The 16167-nt window shown below is 68.1% G+C and carries 14 protein-coding genes and 1 pseudogene; 9 read left to right on the top strand and 6 right to left on the bottom strand.

Annotated elements, in window-relative coordinates; all coding sequences use genetic code 11:
• Nucleotides 1-915, bottom strand: a pseudogene (locus TSH64_RS29780) (flagellin); the annotation flags it as partial.
• A gap of 367 nt (nt 916-1282) precedes the next feature.
• Here TSH64_RS29780 and TSH64_RS29775 point away from each other — a divergent pair.
• Both TSH64_RS29775 and TSH64_RS29770 read left to right on the top strand, forming a co-directional pair.
• The gene (locus TSH64_RS29775) at nt 1283-1750 is read left to right on the top strand and encodes a RidA family protein (protein WP_098740384.1); all 468 of its coding nucleotides are present in this window, start codon (nt 1283-1285) and stop codon (nt 1748-1750) included.
• A 107-nt stretch (nt 1751-1857) separates the two neighbouring features.
• Entirely contained in the window at nt 1858-3021 is a 1164-nt protein-coding gene (locus tag TSH64_RS29770) for a GNAT family N-acetyltransferase (protein WP_109450577.1), read from the top strand.
• Between the two features lie 3 nt (nt 3022-3024).
• Here the strand turns inward: TSH64_RS29770 and TSH64_RS29765 are convergent, their stop codons facing one another.
• From TSH64_RS29765 to TSH64_RS29745, 5 genes are all read right to left on the bottom strand, one after another.
• Nucleotides 3025-4137, bottom strand: a complete 1113-nt coding sequence (locus TSH64_RS29765) for a CoA transferase (RefSeq protein WP_109450575.1) — start codon at nt 4135-4137, stop codon at nt 3025-3027.
• Between the two features lie 49 nt (nt 4138-4186).
• The gene (moaA, locus tag TSH64_RS29760) at nt 4187-5227 is read right to left on the bottom strand and encodes a GTP 3',8-cyclase MoaA (RefSeq protein WP_109450573.1); all 1041 of its coding nucleotides are present in this window, start codon (nt 5225-5227) and stop codon (nt 4187-4189) included.
• 133 nt (nt 5228-5360) lie between these two features.
• Nucleotides 5361-7415 (bottom strand): 4Fe-4S dicluster domain-containing protein, encoded by a 2055-nt coding sequence (locus TSH64_RS29755; protein WP_109450571.1) that lies wholly within the window; start codon nt 7413-7415, stop codon nt 5361-5363.
• Between the two features lie 172 nt (nt 7416-7587).
• Nucleotides 7588-8439: a substrate-binding domain-containing protein gene (locus tag TSH64_RS29750; RefSeq protein ID WP_109450569.1), complete on the bottom strand. Its 852-nt coding sequence runs from the start codon at nt 8437-8439 to the stop codon at nt 7588-7590.
• Nucleotides 8440-8539: 100 nt separating this feature from the next.
• Nucleotides 8540-9241 carry an ABC transporter permease gene (locus tag TSH64_RS29745; protein WP_109453153.1) on the bottom strand — a complete coding sequence of 234 codons (702 nt, stop codon included), beginning with the start codon at nt 9239-9241 and terminating at the stop codon, nt 8540-8542.
• An 86-nt stretch (nt 9242-9327) separates the two neighbouring features.
• On the opposite strand from TSH64_RS29745, the gene fdhD reads away from it, so the two are divergent.
• The 7 genes from fdhD to TSH64_RS29710 all read left to right on the top strand — a co-directional run bounded on the left by fdhD (nt 9328) and on the right by TSH64_RS29710 (nt 16152).
• Nucleotides 9328-10209: a formate dehydrogenase accessory sulfurtransferase FdhD gene (gene fdhD, locus TSH64_RS29740; protein ID WP_109453151.1), complete on the top strand. Its 882-nt coding sequence runs from the start codon at nt 9328-9330 to the stop codon at nt 10207-10209.
• Nucleotides 10199-10837, top strand: coding sequence for a molybdenum cofactor guanylyltransferase MobA (mobA, locus tag TSH64_RS29735; protein ID WP_109450567.1), 639 nt, complete (start codon nt 10199-10201; stop codon nt 10835-10837). Before fdhD ends, mobA begins: the two co-directional genes overlap by 11 nt.
• The gene (locus TSH64_RS29730; RefSeq protein WP_109450564.1) at nt 10834-11343 is read left to right on the top strand and encodes a DUF3305 domain-containing protein; all 510 of its coding nucleotides are present in this window, start codon (nt 10834-10836) and stop codon (nt 11341-11343) included. The genes mobA and TSH64_RS29730 overlap by 4 nt, the downstream gene beginning before the upstream one ends.
• Nucleotides 11340-11888, top strand: a complete 549-nt coding sequence (locus tag TSH64_RS29725) for a DUF3306 domain-containing protein (protein WP_109450562.1) — start codon at nt 11340-11342, stop codon at nt 11886-11888. Before TSH64_RS29730 ends, TSH64_RS29725 begins: the two co-directional genes overlap by 4 nt.
• 454 nt (nt 11889-12342) lie before the next feature.
• A complete protein-coding gene (locus tag TSH64_RS29720; protein ID WP_109450560.1) occupies nt 12343-12969 on the top strand; it encodes a molecular chaperone TorD family protein in 627 nt (208 codons plus the stop codon).
• 17 nt (nt 12970-12986) lie between these two features.
• Nucleotides 12987-13238: a formate dehydrogenase gene (locus tag TSH64_RS36465; RefSeq protein WP_247873215.1), complete on the top strand. Its 252-nt coding sequence runs from the start codon at nt 12987-12989 to the stop codon at nt 13236-13238.
• A gap of 13 nt (nt 13239-13251) precedes the next feature.
• Entirely contained in the window at nt 13252-16152 is a 2901-nt protein-coding gene (locus tag TSH64_RS29710) for a formate dehydrogenase subunit alpha (protein ID WP_109450558.1), read from the top strand.
• Nucleotides 16153-16167 lie beyond the last annotated feature (15 nt).

Genomic DNA, 16167 nt, shown 5'->3' with positions numbered 1-16167 from the left:
GTCGCCCTTGGTGGCGGTGTAGCTGAAGGACTGGCCTTCCACCGTGATGGTGAAGATGTCGCCTTCTTCGATGGTCCCGCCGACATTCACCGTCGACACCTGCGCCGAACCGGTCTTGGCGGCCGTCGTCAGCTTCGCTTCGATGGTCTGGGTGTTGTCGAAGTAGGAGATCGTGCGGCTCTCGTCGCCATCCGACACGATGAAGTCGCGGGAACGGCCGTTGGCGCCGCGCACCTCGATCTGGACGTCGGAGAAGCTGCCCAGCGAGCCCGACATCGTGCCCGACAGCTTCAGGCCGATGAAGCCGTGCGCGTTCTCGGTCTTGGAGATGTCGGCGGTCTTGCCTTCGATCGAGCCGTCGCCCTTGACGCGGATCGAGTAGGTGTCGGCCGAGATGACGTTGGTGACGCGGGCGTTGTCGACACCGGTCATGCTGTTCACGGCGGCACGGGACGCGCTGGTGCTGTCCATGCTCATGCCGTTGCCGTTGATCAGGTTCTTGCCCTGATAGCCGCTGTCGGCGGCCAGCTTGTCGATCTGGTCCTTCAGCGTGTTGAACTGGGTGGCCAGCGCCTTGCGGGAGGCGACGGAGGCGGCGTCGTTGCCGAGCGCTGCATAGGCGGCGGTGGTCAGGCCCTTGGCCTGGTCGACCAGCGAGTCGATCGAGGTCAGGCCCTTGTCGGCGGCCTGGATCGTGCTGATCGACTGGCCCATCGCGTCCTTCAGCGAGGACAGGTCGCCGGCGCGCTGGTTCAGGCCCTTGGCCGAGAAGAAGGAGGTGGGACCATCGAGAGCCGAATTGATCTTGTTGCCCGTCGACAGGATGTTCTGCTTCTTGTCGATACCGGCCTGCGTGCTTTGCAGCTGCAGCAGGTTGGTGCGCATCGAAGCGGTCAGGGTCACATTTCCGGCCATGGTCCTAGTCTCCTTCTGAGGCTGTCCCCGCCCCTGGTCATTTGACCGGCGAGGCAACGTGCGTTTTCCTGACACCACTCTTTCAAGCGCCGTGCCAACTGCCCGGATGTGCCATAAGTGGCTGAATTTGCTATGGAATAAAAATAGGTCGGCAAAAAGGGCAGGGTTGGGCCCAAAGGTTCGGGCCGGGCGTCCGAAAAACTTTCCCGGAATCTTTTGCCGATGACGGACGGTTCTGCCGGGATGCCGGGCGGCAAGAATCTTCCCACTGCTCCGCCGGCAAGGGCTATGGTCGGGCTCCAAACCACGTCCCAATCATCGAACGCATGGCCTTTTCATGGGCCAAAGCAGGGAAGGGAGAAGCATCATGACCGGTCGGATCGACGCACGCCTGGCGGAGTTGGGCATTGAGTTGCCGCAGGCCGCCGCCCCGGTGGCCGCCTATGTGCCCTACACCCGTTCGGGCAACACCCTCTACATCTCGGGCCAGGTGACGGTCTGGAACGGCGAGCGCAAGTTCGTCGGCAAGGTCGGCCAGGACTTCACGGTGGAGCAGGGCAAGGACGCCGCGCGCCTGTGCGCGCTGAACATCCTGGCCCAGGCCAAGGCCGCGCTGGGCGGCGACCTTGACCGCGTCACCCGCGTGCTGCGGCTGGGCGGCTTCGTCAACTCCGGCCCCGACTTCCACGACCATCCGCTGGTCATCAACGGCGCGTCGGAGCTGATGCGCGACGTCTTCGGCGAGGCCGGCCAGCACGCCCGCGCCGCGGTCGGCGCCCCGTCTCTGCCCGGCAATGTCGCGGTCGAGGTCGATGCGATCATCGAGGTGGCCTGACGGCAGCGGCCCGATGGGCGCCGGGGCGGTGGTCAGGACGGCGGCGGTGCCTTGCTGTATCGCGGCATGAAGCCTACCTCCTTGCCATTGTTCAAGGAGACGCAGGCATGCCCGACGGCAACGATGCCATCACCGTCAAGGTTCTGACCGGGATCGACGAGGCGGACCAGCAGGGCTGGGACGCCTGCGCCGGTCCCGGCAACCCGTTCCTTTCCCACGCTTTCCTCCTGGCGCTGGAGGAATCGGGGTCGGCGTGCGGCAAATCCGGCTGGCAGCCCAGCCATCTCGCCGCCTATGACGGGGCCGGCCGCATGGTGGGCGCGGTGCCTGCCTATCTGAAAAGCCATTCCTACGGCGAGTATGTGTTCGACCACGCCTGGGCCAATGCCTTCGAGCGGGCGGGCGGCAGCTATTACCCGAAGCTGCAGGTGGCGGTTCCCTTCACCCCGGTGCCGGGTCCGCGGCTGCTGGTGGTGCCCGGGCCGCGGTCCGAGGCCGTCGCCGATGCGCTGGTCGCGGCGCTGGAGCAGGTGACGGAGCGCTATGGCGTTTCCTCCGCCCACGTCACCTTCCCGGAGCGGGCCGATTGGGACCGGCTGGGCACGGCCGGGTGGCTGCAACGGCTTGGCGTGCAATACCACTGGCACAACCGCGGCTATGGCAGCTTCGACGAGTTCCTGGAGGCGTTGAACTCCCGCAAGCGCAAGGCGATCCGCAAGGAGCGGCGCGAGGTCGCCGAAAGCAGCGTGCGGCTGCACACCCTGACCGGCGACGACCTGAAGCCGGAGCATTGGGATGCCTTCCACCGCTTCTATCTGGAGACCGCCGACCGCAAATGGGGCGGCGGCTATCTCAACCGCCGCTTCTTCGACCTGCTGGGCCGGACCATGGCCGACCGGGTGGTTCTGGTGATGTGCGAGGATGGCGGGGAGTGGGTGGCCGGCGCGCTGAACCTGCTGGGCGACGATGCGCTATACGGCCGCAACTGGGGCTCCGACGGGAGCTACCGCTTCCTGCATTTCGAGGCGTGCTATTATCGTGCCCTGGATTTCGCCATCGAGCGCGGGCTGGCGCGGGTCGAGGCCGGTGCGCAGGGCGAGCACAAGATCCAGCGCGGCTATCTGCCGGTGCCGACCTACAGCGCGCATTGGATCGCCGACCCTGGCTTCCGCCGTGCGGTGGACCGCTATCTCAAGCAGGAACGTCCGGCGGTGGAGGCGGAGATCGACGCGCTGGACGAGGAACTGTCGCCCTACCGTCGGGAGGGCTGAGGCCTATTCCCAGCCGGCCAGCACCGCCGCGGCGTCGCTTTCCCGCAAAGGCGCGCGGGACGGCGGCGGGGCGCCGTCGACCCGCAGTCCCATCAGCGTCTCCACCAGCGGCTCCGGGCCGGCCGAGACGCGCACCTGCCCGCGGGCGGCGATGTGCGGATGGTCGTGGACCTCCGTCAGGTCCGGCAGGGCCTCGAAACAGCAATCGACCGGATCGAGCAGGGCCTTCCAGTCCGCCAGCGTCCGGCCGGCGAACAGCGCCTCCAGTTCCGCCGTCAGGGCGGTCTGGGGCAGGGGATCGTCCTGGCGGGCGATCCAGTCGGGACGGCCGACCGCCTCGCAGAAGCCCTGCCAGAACTTGGCCTCCAGCGCCGACAGGGTGACGAAGCGGCCGTCGGCGGTGCGGTAGATGCGGTAGCAGGCGGCGCCGCCCGACAGCAGCGCCTCGCCGCGCTTCGGCAGAGTGCCGCGCGCCGCCGCGGTCAGGGTCATGCCCTGCCAGCCCAGCACCGACTCCATGATCGACAGGTCGAGGAAACAGCCCTGTCCCGTCCGCTCCCGCCCCAGCAGCGCGCCGGCCACCGCCAGCGCCGTCTGCTGGGCCGAGGCGAAATCGGCGACCGGCAGATAGCTGATCACCGGCCGGTCCGGCAGTCCGGAGGCGTCCAACCCGCCGCCGACCGCCATGTAGTTCAGGTCGTGCCCGGCCCGCGCCGCATAGGGGCCGTCATAGCCCCAGCCCGACAGGCTGGCATGGACCAACCGCGGGTTGATCTCCCGCAACCTTTCCCGCCCAAGCCCCAGCTTGTCCATCACGCCCGGCCGATAGCTTTCGATCAGCGCGTCGGCCTTCGCCAGCAGCCCTTCCAGCGCCGCGCGTCCCTCGGCCGACTTCAGGTCGATGCGGAGGATTGTCTTGCCGGCATTCAGCAGCTTGTAGGCGGCGGTGGTGCCGTCGCTGTCGGCGGGGCCGAGCCGGCGCAGCGGGTCGCCCCCCGGCGGCTCCACCTTCACCACCGTGGCGCCCAGGTCGCCGAGAAGCTGTGCCGCATAGGGGCCGGGCAGATATTGCCCGAGGTCGATGACGCGCAGTCCGGTCAGGAAGGGCAGGGGCATGGCGGTGCTCGCTCTTGGTTGCCGATCGGAAAGCGCGTGAGGCGGTGCCTTACCCCCCGGTGACGCTCATGTGCCGCCCGACGGCCGGACCCTGGTGGCGGCGGTCGATGATGAAGTCGTGGCCCTTGGGCTTGCGGGTGATCGCTTCGCGCACCGCGTCGATCAGCGGGCCGTCCTCGTCGCTGACGCGCAGCGGGGTGCGCAGGTCGGCGGCGTCCTCCTGGCCGAGGCACATATAGAGCGTGCCGGTGCAGGTCAGCCGCACGCGGTTGCAGCTTTCGCAGAAGTTATGGGTCAGCGGGGTGATGAAGCCGACGCGCTGGCCGGTCTCCTCCACCCGGACATAGCGGGCGGGGCCGCCGGTGCGGTGGTCGCTCTCGGTCAGGGTCCAGCGCGTCTGCAGCTCGGCCTTCAGCATGGTCAGCGGCCAATACTGGTCGAGCCGGGCACCCTCGCCGATGTCGCCCATCGGCATCACCTCGATGAAGGTCAGGTCGAAGCCCTGCTCGCCGCACCAGGCCACCATGCGGTGGATCTCGTCGTCGTTGACGCCCTTCAGCGCCACCGTGTTGATCTTGATCTTCAGCCCGGCTTCCTTGGCCGCCTGGATGCCGCCCAGGATCTTGTCCAGCTTGCCCCAGCGGGTGATGGCCTGGAACTTGTGCGGATCGAGCGTGTCCAGCGACACGTTGATCCGCCGCACGCCGGCCTCATACAGCCCGGCGGCGTGCTTGAACAGCATGGTACCGTTGGTGGTCAGCGTCAGCTCGTCCAGGTCGCCCGACTTGATGTGGCGGCCCAGCGCATGGATCAGCCGCATCACGTCGCGCCGCACCAGCGGTTCGCCGCCGGTCAGCCGCAGCTTGCGCGTGCCCAGCTTGACGAAGGCGCTGCACAGCCGGTCCAGCTCCTCCAGCGTCAGCACCTCCGCCTTCGGCAGGAAGCTCATGTCCTCGGCCATGCAGTAGACGCAGCGAAGGTCGCAGCGGTCGGTCACCGACACGCGCAGATACTCCACCTTGCGGCCGAACGGATCGACCAGCGGAGCGAGGGCGCCTGACGGCGAGGTTTCGGACACGAGCTTGGTCATCGCTGGACTCCAGGGGCAGCCGCTGACGGGCCACCACAGTATATGTTCGTCACACGCACCATGTGCAACGGTGACGGGAGCGTATTCCACATCACGGTATGCCGACTTTGACGGCGATCAAGAGGTCTCGGCGTCACATCAGCTTTTGCCGCACCGCCGCCGGTTGTGCCGTCCGCTCGGCTTCCTCGCGTTCGCGCAGGTCGTCGTCGGTGGTGCGCGGCACCGGCCGCTGACCCAGGGCGAAGGGCTCGTTGCCGCGCTCGAACTGGTCGCGGACGCGGCAGTCCTCGCACATGCGGATGCGGTTGGCGGCCTCCGGCGTGGCGAACATCCAGTGCTTGCCCGCCAGCGTCGTCACGATCTTCTCGATGGAGGATCTGGTGGCGAAGGGCTTGCCGCAGGACACGCAGCAGAAGGGTTCCTCCTCCTTCACCACGGCGGCACCGCGGGCCTGGTCTCGGAAGTCGATCTCCGGCACCAGGGAGATGACCTTCTCCGGGCAGGTGGTCTTGCACAGGCCGCACTGCACGCAGGCGTCCTGGGCGAAGGACAGCATCGGCTTGTCGGCATTGTCGAGCAGCGCCCCGGTCGGGCAGGCCCCGACGCAGGACAGGCACAGTGTGCAGCCTTCGACAGCCACCGAAACCCGGCCGAAGGGCGCGCCCGGCGGCAGCGGCAGAACCTCCACCGGGGCCGGAGCGGTCTTGTGCAGATGGCGCAGCGCCAGCATGGTGACCGTGCGCTTCGGCCCCATCGGCAGGAACATCCCCGCCTCGACCGCGTCGGCCGGCAGGGCCCACAGCTCGTCCGCCACCGCGTCGGGATCGGCGGCGTCGATCACCGCCACCCGGCCGGAGCCGTAGCCGAGGCCGCTGAAGGCGGCCTCCGCCAGTCCGATCTGCGAGGCGAGGCCGGCGGTCTCGCCGTCGTTCTCCGGTCCGGTCAGCAGGCGGACATGGGTGCAGCCATAGGCCAGCGCCAGGGCGAACAGGTCGAAGCCGACCTGCGTCACCTCGTTCAGCGCGAAGGGCAGCACGCGGGCCGGCAGGCCGCGGCCATGCCGCGCCATCATGCCGACCAGCGCATCGCCATGGCGCGGATCGTGGATCAGCAGTGCGGGCGCTGCGCCGCCGGCCTTGCGGTAGGTGGCCAGCAGCGTGCGCAGCCTCTCATAGACGGTCGCGGCCGGCGGCAGGGCGTAGGTCGCGGCGCCGGTCGGGCAGACCGCGGCGCAGGATCCGCAGCCGGCGCAGACATGCGGATCGATGGCGACATGGTCGCCGTTCGGCGTGATCGCCCCGGTCGGGCAGACATCGAGGCAGCGGGTGCAGCCGGTCTTGCGGCTGCGCGAATGGGCGCAGAGATCGGCCTTGAAGTCGACGAAGCGCGGCTTCTCGAACTCGCCGACCAGATCGGCGATGTCCAGCAGCGCCTTGGCGACCTGTGCCGGGCTGTTGGGATCGGGCCGCAGATAGCCGTCGCGGCGCTTGTGGTCGGGGAACAGCGGCGTGCCGCCGGTCAAATCGAGGATCAGGTCGCAGCGGGCCGACGCCCCCTGCCGCACCGGCTCGAACCCCAGTGCACCGCGGGAGGAGGGCAGGGCCGGGGCGTAGTCGTCCACCACGATCTCGAAGGCGCCGACCCAGCCGCGGGCGCTGCGGATGCGGCCGCGGAAGATCGCCGCGTCCATCACCGGCGGCGGCGGGATGTCCCTGGCACTGGTCAGCAGAACAGTGACGTCCAACCGCTTGGCCAGTTCCCGGCCGGCCTCGATGGCGCGCTCGTCGTTGCCATAGACCAGGCAGGTGCCCTGGGAGGTCAGGGTCAGCGCACCGGTGGCCGGGATCGGCAGGGCAGCCTCGGCCAGCAGGCCCGCGATCTTCGGCAGCGCCTGGGCACCCTCGTCCGACCAGCCGGCGCGCTCGCGGATGTTGGTGAAGGTCAGGGAGGTGTCGGGTGCTACTTCCGCCGCGATCTCGGCAAACAGCGGTGCTTCCTGGGTGCAGGCGACCAGCAGCGGCTGGCCGGCGGCGACCGCCGCCTCGAAACGGTCGAGCTGCGCCCGGCAGAGCTGGGTGTGCACGGTGGGGGTGCCGCCCTCGCCGCAAGCCTTGCCCAGCGCCGTCCCGTCCAGCGCGATGCTGTGCGCACAATCGCAGACGAGCACCGTCCGTTCGCCGATCTTCATCGTCCCCAAAACTCCTGTCGCTTGGGGCTGACGCCCCTGGCCTGAGGACACTCATATGGGGGAATGCAGGGCAATGGGAATGGGAATCTTGTCAGGGGCGATCCGGACAAACGCTGGCTGGACGGTTCCCGCGACCCTTCCGGACGGCAGGATCGCAGGAACCCGCCGCTCCTTACGCCCCCGGTTCGTTGGCGTTCGGGAAGAACAGCTGCTCGCCGTTGATCTGGTAGTCGGCGATGGCCTTCTGCCCTTCGGCGGAGACCAGCCAGTCGACGAAGGCCTGGCCGTCGGCCGCCTTGACGTGGGCGAACTTGGCCGGGTTGACCAGCATCACGCCATACTGGTTGAACAGGCGCTTGTCGCCCTCGACCAGAACCGTCAGCGGGCCGCGGTTCTTGAAGTTCAGCCAGGTTCCGCGGTCGGTCAGGGCATAGCCGTTCATCGCGGCGGCGGTGTTCAGCGTCGGGCCCATGCCCTGGCCGATGGAGCGGTACCAGCCGCCATCCGCCTTGGCCGGGTCGAGGTTGGCGGTCTTCCACAAGGACAGTTCGGCCTTATGCGTGCCGCTGTCGTCGCCGCGCGAGACGAAGGGCGCCTTGGCCCCGGCAATCTTCGACAGCGACTGGGCGACATCCTTGCTGCCCTTGACGCCGGCCGGGTCGCTGGACGGGCCGACGATGACGAAGTCGTTGTACATCACCGGCTTGCGCACGGTGGCGAAGCCCTCGGCGACGAATTTGTCCTCCGACGGCTTGTGGTGGACGAACAGCACGTCGGCGTCGCCGCGCTTGGCGAGGTCGATGGCTTGGCCGGTTCCCTTGGCGACGACCCGCACCTCGATGCCGGTCTTGGCGGTGAATTTAGGCAGGAGCGAGCTGAACAGGCCGGAATCCTCGGTCGAGGTGGTGGAGGCCACGGTGATGAAGCGGTCGGCGGCCGATGCTGCCGACGGGGTGGCGACCTGGACCAGACCGGCCACGGTCACGGCGGCGGCAAAGCCCAGCACGAATGAACGGCGCAGCATTCTTACAATTCCCCCCGCATCGTTGTTGCTTCGCTGACATAGCGCAGTCTGGACGCGGGTGCAAAGGCTCGGCCGATCTTTTCCAATCCAGGGCAGGGCCTCAGGCCGGTCGGGCCGCCGTCTCCTTCAGCAGCGATGCGGTGAGGTTCACCGCCAGCGACAGGGTCATCAGCACCAGCCCCAGCCCCAGCGCCATCGGCAGGTCGCCCTTGCTGGTCTCCAGCGCGATGGCGGTGGTCATGACGCGGGTGACCTGCTCGATGTTGCCGCCGACGATCATCACCGCCCCGACCTCCGCCGAGGCGCGGCCGAAACCGGCCAGCACGGTGGTGACGAGGCTCCAGCGTGCCTCCGCCAGCAGGGTGGTCAGGCGCCTCAAGGGGCTCGCTCCGGTGACGCGCAGCAAATCGTCATATTCGACCAGCAGATCCTCCACCGTCTGGCGGGCGAGCGACGCGACGATGGGCACGATCATCACCGTCTGGGCGACGATCATCGCTGTCGGCGTGAAAAGCAGCCCCAGCACCCCGAACGGGCCGGAGCGCGACAGCAGCAGATAGACCACCAGCCCGACCACCACCGGCGGCAGCCCCATCATGGTGTTCAGCGCGACGGCGACGGCGCGGCGGCCGGGAAAGCTGAGCGCCGCGACGGCAGCCCCCAGCGGCAGGCCGATCAGCGTGGCGATGGCGACGGCGGACAGGCTGACCCGCAAGGACAGGCCGATGATCCGCATCAGCGCGTCGTCCATCGACAGGATCATGGAAAAAGCCACGGCCAGGGCTTGGGAAAAATCCTGCATGAAGTCCAAATCACTGTTCGAATCATTTCGGCGAGGGCTTGTCCGACGGACGCCGCTCGCCCACACTCGCGCGCATGAGCCCGACCATGAGCCTGAAGACCTTCACCATAGCGCCGGACCCGGCGAATCCCAAGCTGACCGAGCGTGTCCGCGGCCTGGACCAGGACGGCCGCGGGATCGAGACCGCCGTGACGGTCGAGCGGCCGCTGACCCTGTACCTGAACGGCCAGGAGATCGTCACCATGATGACGATCGGCGACTATCCCGACTGTCTGGCCGTCGGCTATCTGCTGAACCAGAACATGCTGCGGCGGGACGACCGCATCACCGGCATCGACGTGGACGAGGAGACCGACACCGTCGTCGTCCGCACCGAACGTGCGACCGATTACGAGTCCAAGCTGAAGAAGAAGACGCTGACCTCCGGCTGCGCCCAGGGCACGGCCTTCGGCGACGTGATGGAGACCTTCGAGGCCGTCAGCCTGCCGGCCGATGTGCGTCTCCGCACCTCGTGGATCTATGCGCTGTCCAAGCAGATCAACCTGCAGCCCAGCCTCTATCTGGAGGCCGGCGCCATCCATGGCAGCGTGCTGTGCCAGGAGGACCGGCCGCTGGTCTACATGGAGGATGTCGGCCGGCACAATGCGGTGGACAAGGTTGCCGGCTACATGCACCTGAACGGCATTTCCGCTTCGGACAAGATTTTCTACACCACCGGCCGCCTGACCTCCGAGATGGTCATCAAGACGGTGCAGATGGGCATTCCGATCCTGGTCTCCCGCTCCGGCTTCACCGCCTGGGGCGTGCAGCTGGCGCGGCAGGCCAACCTGACGCTGGTCGGCCGGGCCAAGGGCAGGCGTTTCATCGCGCTGGCCGGCACCGACCGGCTGGTGTTCGATACCGATGCCGCGGGAGCCGACGACGAAGATCGCCGGCATGGACGCAAGGGAAGCCGCGATGACGACTAACTCAACTCATCCCGACATTGGCGGCGTTCTGCTGGCCGGTGGCCTGTCGCGCCGGATGGGCGGCGGCGACAAGTGCCTGCGCCCGCTGGGCGACCGCAGCATCCTGGAGCGCATCGTCGCCACCGTCCGGCCGCAGGTCGGGCCGCTGGTGCTGAACGCCAACGGCGACCCGGCGCGCTTCGCCCATCTCCATTTGCCGGTCGCCGCCGATGTGGTGGAGGGTTATGCCGGCCCGCTCGCCGGCGTACTGACCGGCATGGAGTGGATGCGCGGCACCGCCCCCGGCGTCGCCTGGGTCGCCAGCTTCGCCACCGACGCGCCTTTCATCCCGCGCGACCTCGTCACCCGCATGGTGGCGGCGCTGGAGCATGAGGGCGCCGACCTCGCCTGTGCCCGGTCGGGCGGGCAGGACCATCCGGTCTTCGGGCTGTGGCCGATCCGTCTGGCCGGCGACCTGCGCCGCGCCATGGTGGAGGAGGGTATGCGCAAGGTCGATGCCTGGACCACCCGCTACCGGCTGGCAGTCGCCGATTTCGCCATCGATCCTGTCGATCCCTTCTTCAACACCAACCGGCCGGAGGATCTGGCCGAGGCGGAACGCCTGCTGGCGTCGGGACATGCGTCATGACGGACAAGCCCCTCACCCAAGCCCTGGAACGCATCGAGACCATGCCACTGGGCATCGTGGTGGAGCGCCGCCGCGGCGTCACCGCCTGGGTCGACTGGAGCTGGCGCCCGGTTTCGGTCATCCCCGGCGCCGGCCCGGTCGAGCCGCCCTGCCGCCTGCTGATGGAGGGGGAGGGCTGGAGCCACAGCCACGCCGCCACCCTGACGCTGGAACTGTTCCGCACCGACACCGAGGGCTACCGCCTGAACCTGTCGCAGGACCCGCCGCGCCTGTGGGTGGTGATGCGTCCCGGCGGGGACGGAGAGGAGTTGGTGCCCTTCACGGTCACGGCGTCGGCCCATGAAGGGGAGGGGTACCAGATCGGGGCCGATGTGGTGGAGACGGTGCCGATGCCGGCGGAGGTGATCGCGCTGGTCCGCGACTTCGTCGAGCAGCACCATGTCGACGTCCCCTTCCACAAGCGCGAGCGCAAGCGCCACTTCGAGAAGGAGGAGGGGCGGCGGTGAGCGACGAAGCCTTCCTGTCGCGCTGGTCGCGCCTGAAACGCACGGCGGTCAGGCCGGAGCCGGCCCCGGTGGAGGTGCCGCCGGCCGTTGTTCCGCCGGTGGAGGAGGATGCGGAGCTTCCCGTTGCCCTATCGGAGGACGGCGCGGCCGGCACCGTCCAGCCGGACGCCGAGGCCGACGATCCGCTGAAGGATCTGCCGCCGGTCGAGGACCTGACCGGCGAGTCCGACTTCACCCCCTTCCTGCGGGCCGAGGTGCCGGAGGATCTGCACCGCCAGGCCATGCGCAAGCTGTGGACCTCCGACCCGATCTACGCCAACGACGACGGGCTGAAGGACTACGCCGACGATTACGCCAGCCTGTTCAGCGGCGGGGTGCCGGTGAAGACCCTCTACCGCGTCGGCAAGGGCTTCCTCGACACGCTGGACGAGGAGGCGGAGGGCGTCCTTGAGGCTCCGCCCGCGACTGACGCCGAGGTTGCCGAGGTAAGCGATACCCTCACTTCCCAACCGCCAATTCCCTCTCCCCCCCGGGGAGAGGGTTAGGGTGAGGGGGACGCACGGCGAGATCTTCTCGATCCGTGCGCGGTCCCCACATCCCCATTTTTCCACGCCACGCCTCCCCCTCACCCCGACCCTCTCCCCAGGGGGGAGAGGGGGCATGTCCCCGACCGCCAATCTCCCTCGCAAATTCACTCCCGGAATGCGACGGATCGTCGCGCCGGCACAGACCCCCTCAAAACAAAGGGGCGCTCTGTTGCCGCAAGCATAGCGCCTCGACAAAGATTCATTTGTTCCCACTTCCGGGCGCGTCCTTGGTTGACAAAAGGATAGGTTCAGTCCTTCTATTGTCAGTCTGTGGATTGCTAAGCCACTGTAAGGCAACAGCTTTTCGCAGGTGCATCAAAAGGGGTGCAAGGGTCGGTTCCAGGAACGGCGCGCGGTAGGACCGCGGACGCCGACGCCCCTGTCTTGCGTTTCCGGGAGGAGTTTGCGGCACGTGTCCAGCGCCGTCGATCACATCGTCCCCCCCGCGGTGGCGGAGGAAGAACTGTTCCGCGCGCAGGTCTATGCCCTGCTGGCGCGCCTGCTCGCGCGCCCGCCCGATGCGGCGTTCCTGACCGCGCTGGGCGGGCTGGCGGGAGAGGGCGGCGAGTTCGGCGCGGCCCTCGACCGTCTGGCCGAAGCGGCACGCGACAGTGACCCGGCGGCGGTGGAGGAAGAGTTCACCACCCTCTTCATCGGCGTCGGCGGCAGCGAGCGCACCCCCTACGGATCCTTCTACCTGACCGGTTTCCTGAACGAGAAGCCTTTGGCTGAGCTGCGCGTCGCCATGGCGCGGCTGGGCATCGCGCGGGCCGACGGCGTGACGGAGCCGGAAGACCACATCGCCGCCTTGTGCGAGATGATGGCCGGCCTGATCGGCGGCGAGTTCGCGCCGGAGGACGGCGACACCGTCGGTCTCGACGGGCAGCGGGCCTTTTTCGACCGTCACGTCGGCTCCTGGGCCGGGCGGTTCTTTGCGGATTTGGAGACCTCGCCGTCGGCCCGCTTCTATCGGGCGGTCGGTGCGGTCGGACGGAGTTTTCTGGCGGTCGAGGCGCGCGCCTTCGACCTTGCGGCGTAAAGGTGAGGAGCGAAGCCATGACGCGGAACGCGGTCAAAGCCACGGATGAAGCAGTCAAACAGGGCAAGGATACGCAGGGCACGGACAAGGGTCTCGCCCGGCGCGACCTGTTCCGCGCCGCCGGGCTCGGTGTCGGCGCGCTGGGCGCCGTCGCGGCCGGCGTGACCGCCACCGGCGGAACGGCCGAGGCCGCGCCGGCAGAGACGACCTCCACGGGCTACCGCGAGACCGACCATGTCCGGAAGGTCTACGAAGTCAGCCGCTTCTAAGAGGAACGCCCCGATGCTCATCAAGAAAAGCTCGGCCACCTCCGGCGGCCGCCATCTCGCCCGTACCCTGACCCAGACGCTGGCCACCGCCACCGGCGTAACCGTCGACCGCCGCGCCTTCCTGCGCACGTCCGGCATCGCCGCCGGCGGTGCCGCGCTGGCCTCCGCCATGCCCTTCGGCATGGTGAAGAAAGCCGATGCCGCCACCGCTGCGGCTGTCGCCGGTGCGCCGGTCAAGCAGGTCAAGTCGGTCTGCACCCACTGCTCGGTCGGCTGCACCGTGGTGGCCGAGGTGCAGAACGGCGTCTGGATCGGGCAGGAGCCCGGTTTCGACAGCCCGATCAACCTCGGTTCGCACTGCGCCAAGGGCGCCTCGGTGCGCGAGCATGCCCATGGCGAGCGCCGCCTGCGCTATCCGATGAAGATGGTCGACGGCAAGTGGACCCGGATCAGCTGGGACCAGGCCATCGAGGAGGTCGGTTCCAAGCTACTGGCGATCCGCGAGCAGTCCGGCCCGGATTCGGTGTTCTGGCTCGGCTCGGCCAAGCACAGCAACGAGCAGGCCTATCTGTTCCGCAAGTTCGCCGCACTCTGGGGCACCAACAACGTCGACCATCAGGCGCGCATCTGCCACTCCACCACCGTGGCCGGCGTGGCGAACGTCTGGGGCTACGGCGCCATGACGAACAGCTACAACGACATCCAGAAGTCGAAGGCGCTGTTCTTCATCGGCTCGAATGCCGCCGAGGCGCACCCCGTCGCCATGATGCATGTGCTGAAGGCGAAGGAGCAGAACGCCGCCCCGCTGATCGTCGCCGATCCGCGCTTCACCCGCACCGCCGCCCACGCCAACGAATATATCCGCTTCCGTCCCGGCACCGACGTGGCGCTGGTCTGGGGCATCCTCTGGCACGTCCTCCAGAACGGCTGGGAGGACAAGGACTACATCGCCAAGCGCGTCTACGGCTTCGACGACATCCGCGCCGAGGTCGCCAAATGGACGCCGGAAGAGGTGGAGCGCGTCACCGGCGTTCCGGGTTCGCAGCTGCACCGCGTCGCCCGCACGCTGGCCTCCAACCGTCCGGGCACGCTGGTCTGGTGCATGGGCGGCACCCAGCACCACATCGGCAACAACAACACCCGCGCCTATTGCGTGCTTCAGCTGGCGCTGGGCAATGTCGGCGTCTCGGGCGGCGGCACCAACATCTTCCGTGGCCACGACAACGTCCAGGGTGCGACCGACTTCGGCGTCACCTCGGACAGCCTGCCCGGCTATTACGGCTTGGCCGAGGGCGCGTGGCGCCACTGGGCGCGCGTCTGGGATCTCCCGTACGACAGCATCCTGAAGCGCTTCGGCTCCAAGGCGCTGATGGAGAGCACCGGCATCCCGGTGTCGCGCTGGTTCGACGGCGTGCTGGAGGCCAAGGAGAATCTGGACCAGCCGAACCCGGTAAAGGGCATGGTCTTCTGGGGCCATGCGCCGAACAGCCAGGTCCGTCTGCCCGACATGAAGAAGGCGATGGAGAAGCTGGAGCTGCTGGTCGTCGTCGATCCCTACCCGACGATGACGGCGGTGCTGCCCGACCGCAAGGACAACTTCTACCTGCTGCCGGCGGCGACCCAGTTCGAGACCTCCGGCTCCGCCACCGCGTCGAACCGCTCGGTCCAGTGGCGCGACAAGATCATGGAGCCGCTGTTCGAATCGAAGACCGACCACGAGATCATGTATCTCTTCGCCAAGAAGTTCGGCTTCGCGGCGGATCTGGTCAAGAATGTGAAGGTCAACGGCAACGAGCCGTCGGTCGAGGACATCACCCGCGAATGGAACCGCGGCATGTGGTCGGTCGGCTACACCGGCCAGTCGCCGGAGCGCCTCAAGCTGCACATGCAGCATCAGGGCACCTTCGACAAGACGACGCTGCGCGCCGTCGGCGGCCCGTGCGACGGCGATTATTTCGGCCTGCCCTGGCCGTGCTGGGGCACGCCGGAGATGAAGCATCCGGGCTCCGCCAACCTCTATGACACCTCGCTGCCGGTGGCCGAGGGCGGCGGCGCCTTCCGCGCCCGCTTCGGCGTCGAGCGCAACGGCGTGACGCTGCTGGCCGAGGGCTCCTATCCGGAAGGGTCGGAGATCAAGGACGGCTATCCGGAAGTCACCATGGCGATGCTCCAGAAGCTGGGCTTCGACGCGGACCTGACGCCGGAGGAGCTGGCGGTCATCCAGAAGATCGGCGGCGACAAGATCGGTGCGGTGTCCTGGACCACCGACCTGTCCGGCGGCATCCAGCGCGTGGCGATCAAGCACGGCCTGAACCCGCCGGGCAACGCCAAGGCCCGCTGCGTCGCCTGGAACTTCCCGGACCCGGTTCCGATCCACCGCGAGCCGCTCTACACCCCGCGCCGCGATCTGGTCGCCAGCTATCCGACCTACAAGGACACCAAGTCCTGGCGCGTGCCGACGCTCTACAAGTCCATCCAGGACCGCGACGTGTCGAAGGAATACCCGATCATCCTCACCTCCGGCCGTCTGGTCGAGTATGAGGGCGGCGGCGACGAGACGCGCTCCAACCCCTGGCTGGCCGAGCTGCAGCAGGACATGTTCGTCGAGATCAACCCGTTCGACGCCAACAATGCCGGCGTCAAGGACGGCCAGCTGGTCTGGGTCGAAGGCCCGGAAAAGGGCAAGGTGAAGGTCAAGGCGATGGTGACCGAGCGTGTCGGCCGCGGCGTCGCCTTCATGCCCTTCCATTTCGGCGGCGTGTACCAGGGGCAGGACCTGCGCTCCAAATACCCGGCCGGTGCCGACCCGATCGTGCTGGGCGAGGCCGCCAACACGGCGACCACCTACGGCTACGATTCGGTGACGCAGATGCAGGAAACCAAGACCACCCTTTGCCGCATCCAGGCGGCCTGACGCGCAGGAGTTTGA

It is taken from the genome of Azospirillum sp. TSH64 (genome assembly GCF_003116035.1).
Lineage (GTDB): Bacteria > Pseudomonadota > Alphaproteobacteria > Azospirillales > Azospirillaceae > Azospirillum.
This window is presented reverse-complemented; position numbering and strand designations above follow the sequence as displayed.

Bases quoted from the DNA above. Each gene is read 5' to 3' on its own strand.
- TSH64_RS29775 (WP_098740384.1), top strand. From the start codon at position 1,283: ATGACCGGTCGGATCGACGCACGCCTGGCGGAGTTGGGCATTGAGTTG.
- TSH64_RS29770 (WP_109450577.1), top strand. From the start codon at position 1,858: ATGCCCGACGGCAACGATGCCATCACCGTCAAGGTTCTGACCGGGATC.
- TSH64_RS29765 (WP_109450575.1), bottom strand. From the start codon at position 4,137: ATGCCCCTGCCCTTCCTGACCGGACTGCGCGTCATCGACCTCGGGCAA.
- moaA (WP_109450573.1), bottom strand. From the start codon at position 5,227: ATGACCAAGCTCGTGTCCGAAACCTCGCCGTCAGGCGCCCTCGCTCCG.
- TSH64_RS29755 (WP_109450571.1), bottom strand. From the start codon at position 7,415: ATGAAGATCGGCGAACGGACGGTGCTCGTCTGCGATTGTGCGCACAGC.
- mobA (WP_109450567.1), top strand. From the start codon at position 10,199: ATGACGACTAACTCAACTCATCCCGACATTGGCGGCGTTCTGCTGGCC.
- TSH64_RS29745 (WP_109453153.1), bottom strand. From the start codon at position 9,241: ATGCAGGATTTTTCCCAAGCCCTGGCCGTGGCTTTTTCCATGATCCTG.
- TSH64_RS29730 (WP_109450564.1), top strand. From the start codon at position 10,834: ATGACGGACAAGCCCCTCACCCAAGCCCTGGAACGCATCGAGACCATG.
- fdhD (WP_109453151.1), top strand. From the start codon at position 9,328: ATGAGCCTGAAGACCTTCACCATAGCGCCGGACCCGGCGAATCCCAAG.
- TSH64_RS29750 (WP_109450569.1), bottom strand. From the start codon at position 8,439: ATGCTGCGCCGTTCATTCGTGCTGGGCTTTGCCGCCGCCGTGACCGTG.
- TSH64_RS36465 (WP_247873215.1), top strand. From the start codon at position 12,987: ATGACGCGGAACGCGGTCAAAGCCACGGATGAAGCAGTCAAACAGGGC.
- TSH64_RS29710 (WP_109450558.1), top strand. From the start codon at position 13,252: ATGCTCATCAAGAAAAGCTCGGCCACCTCCGGCGGCCGCCATCTCGCC.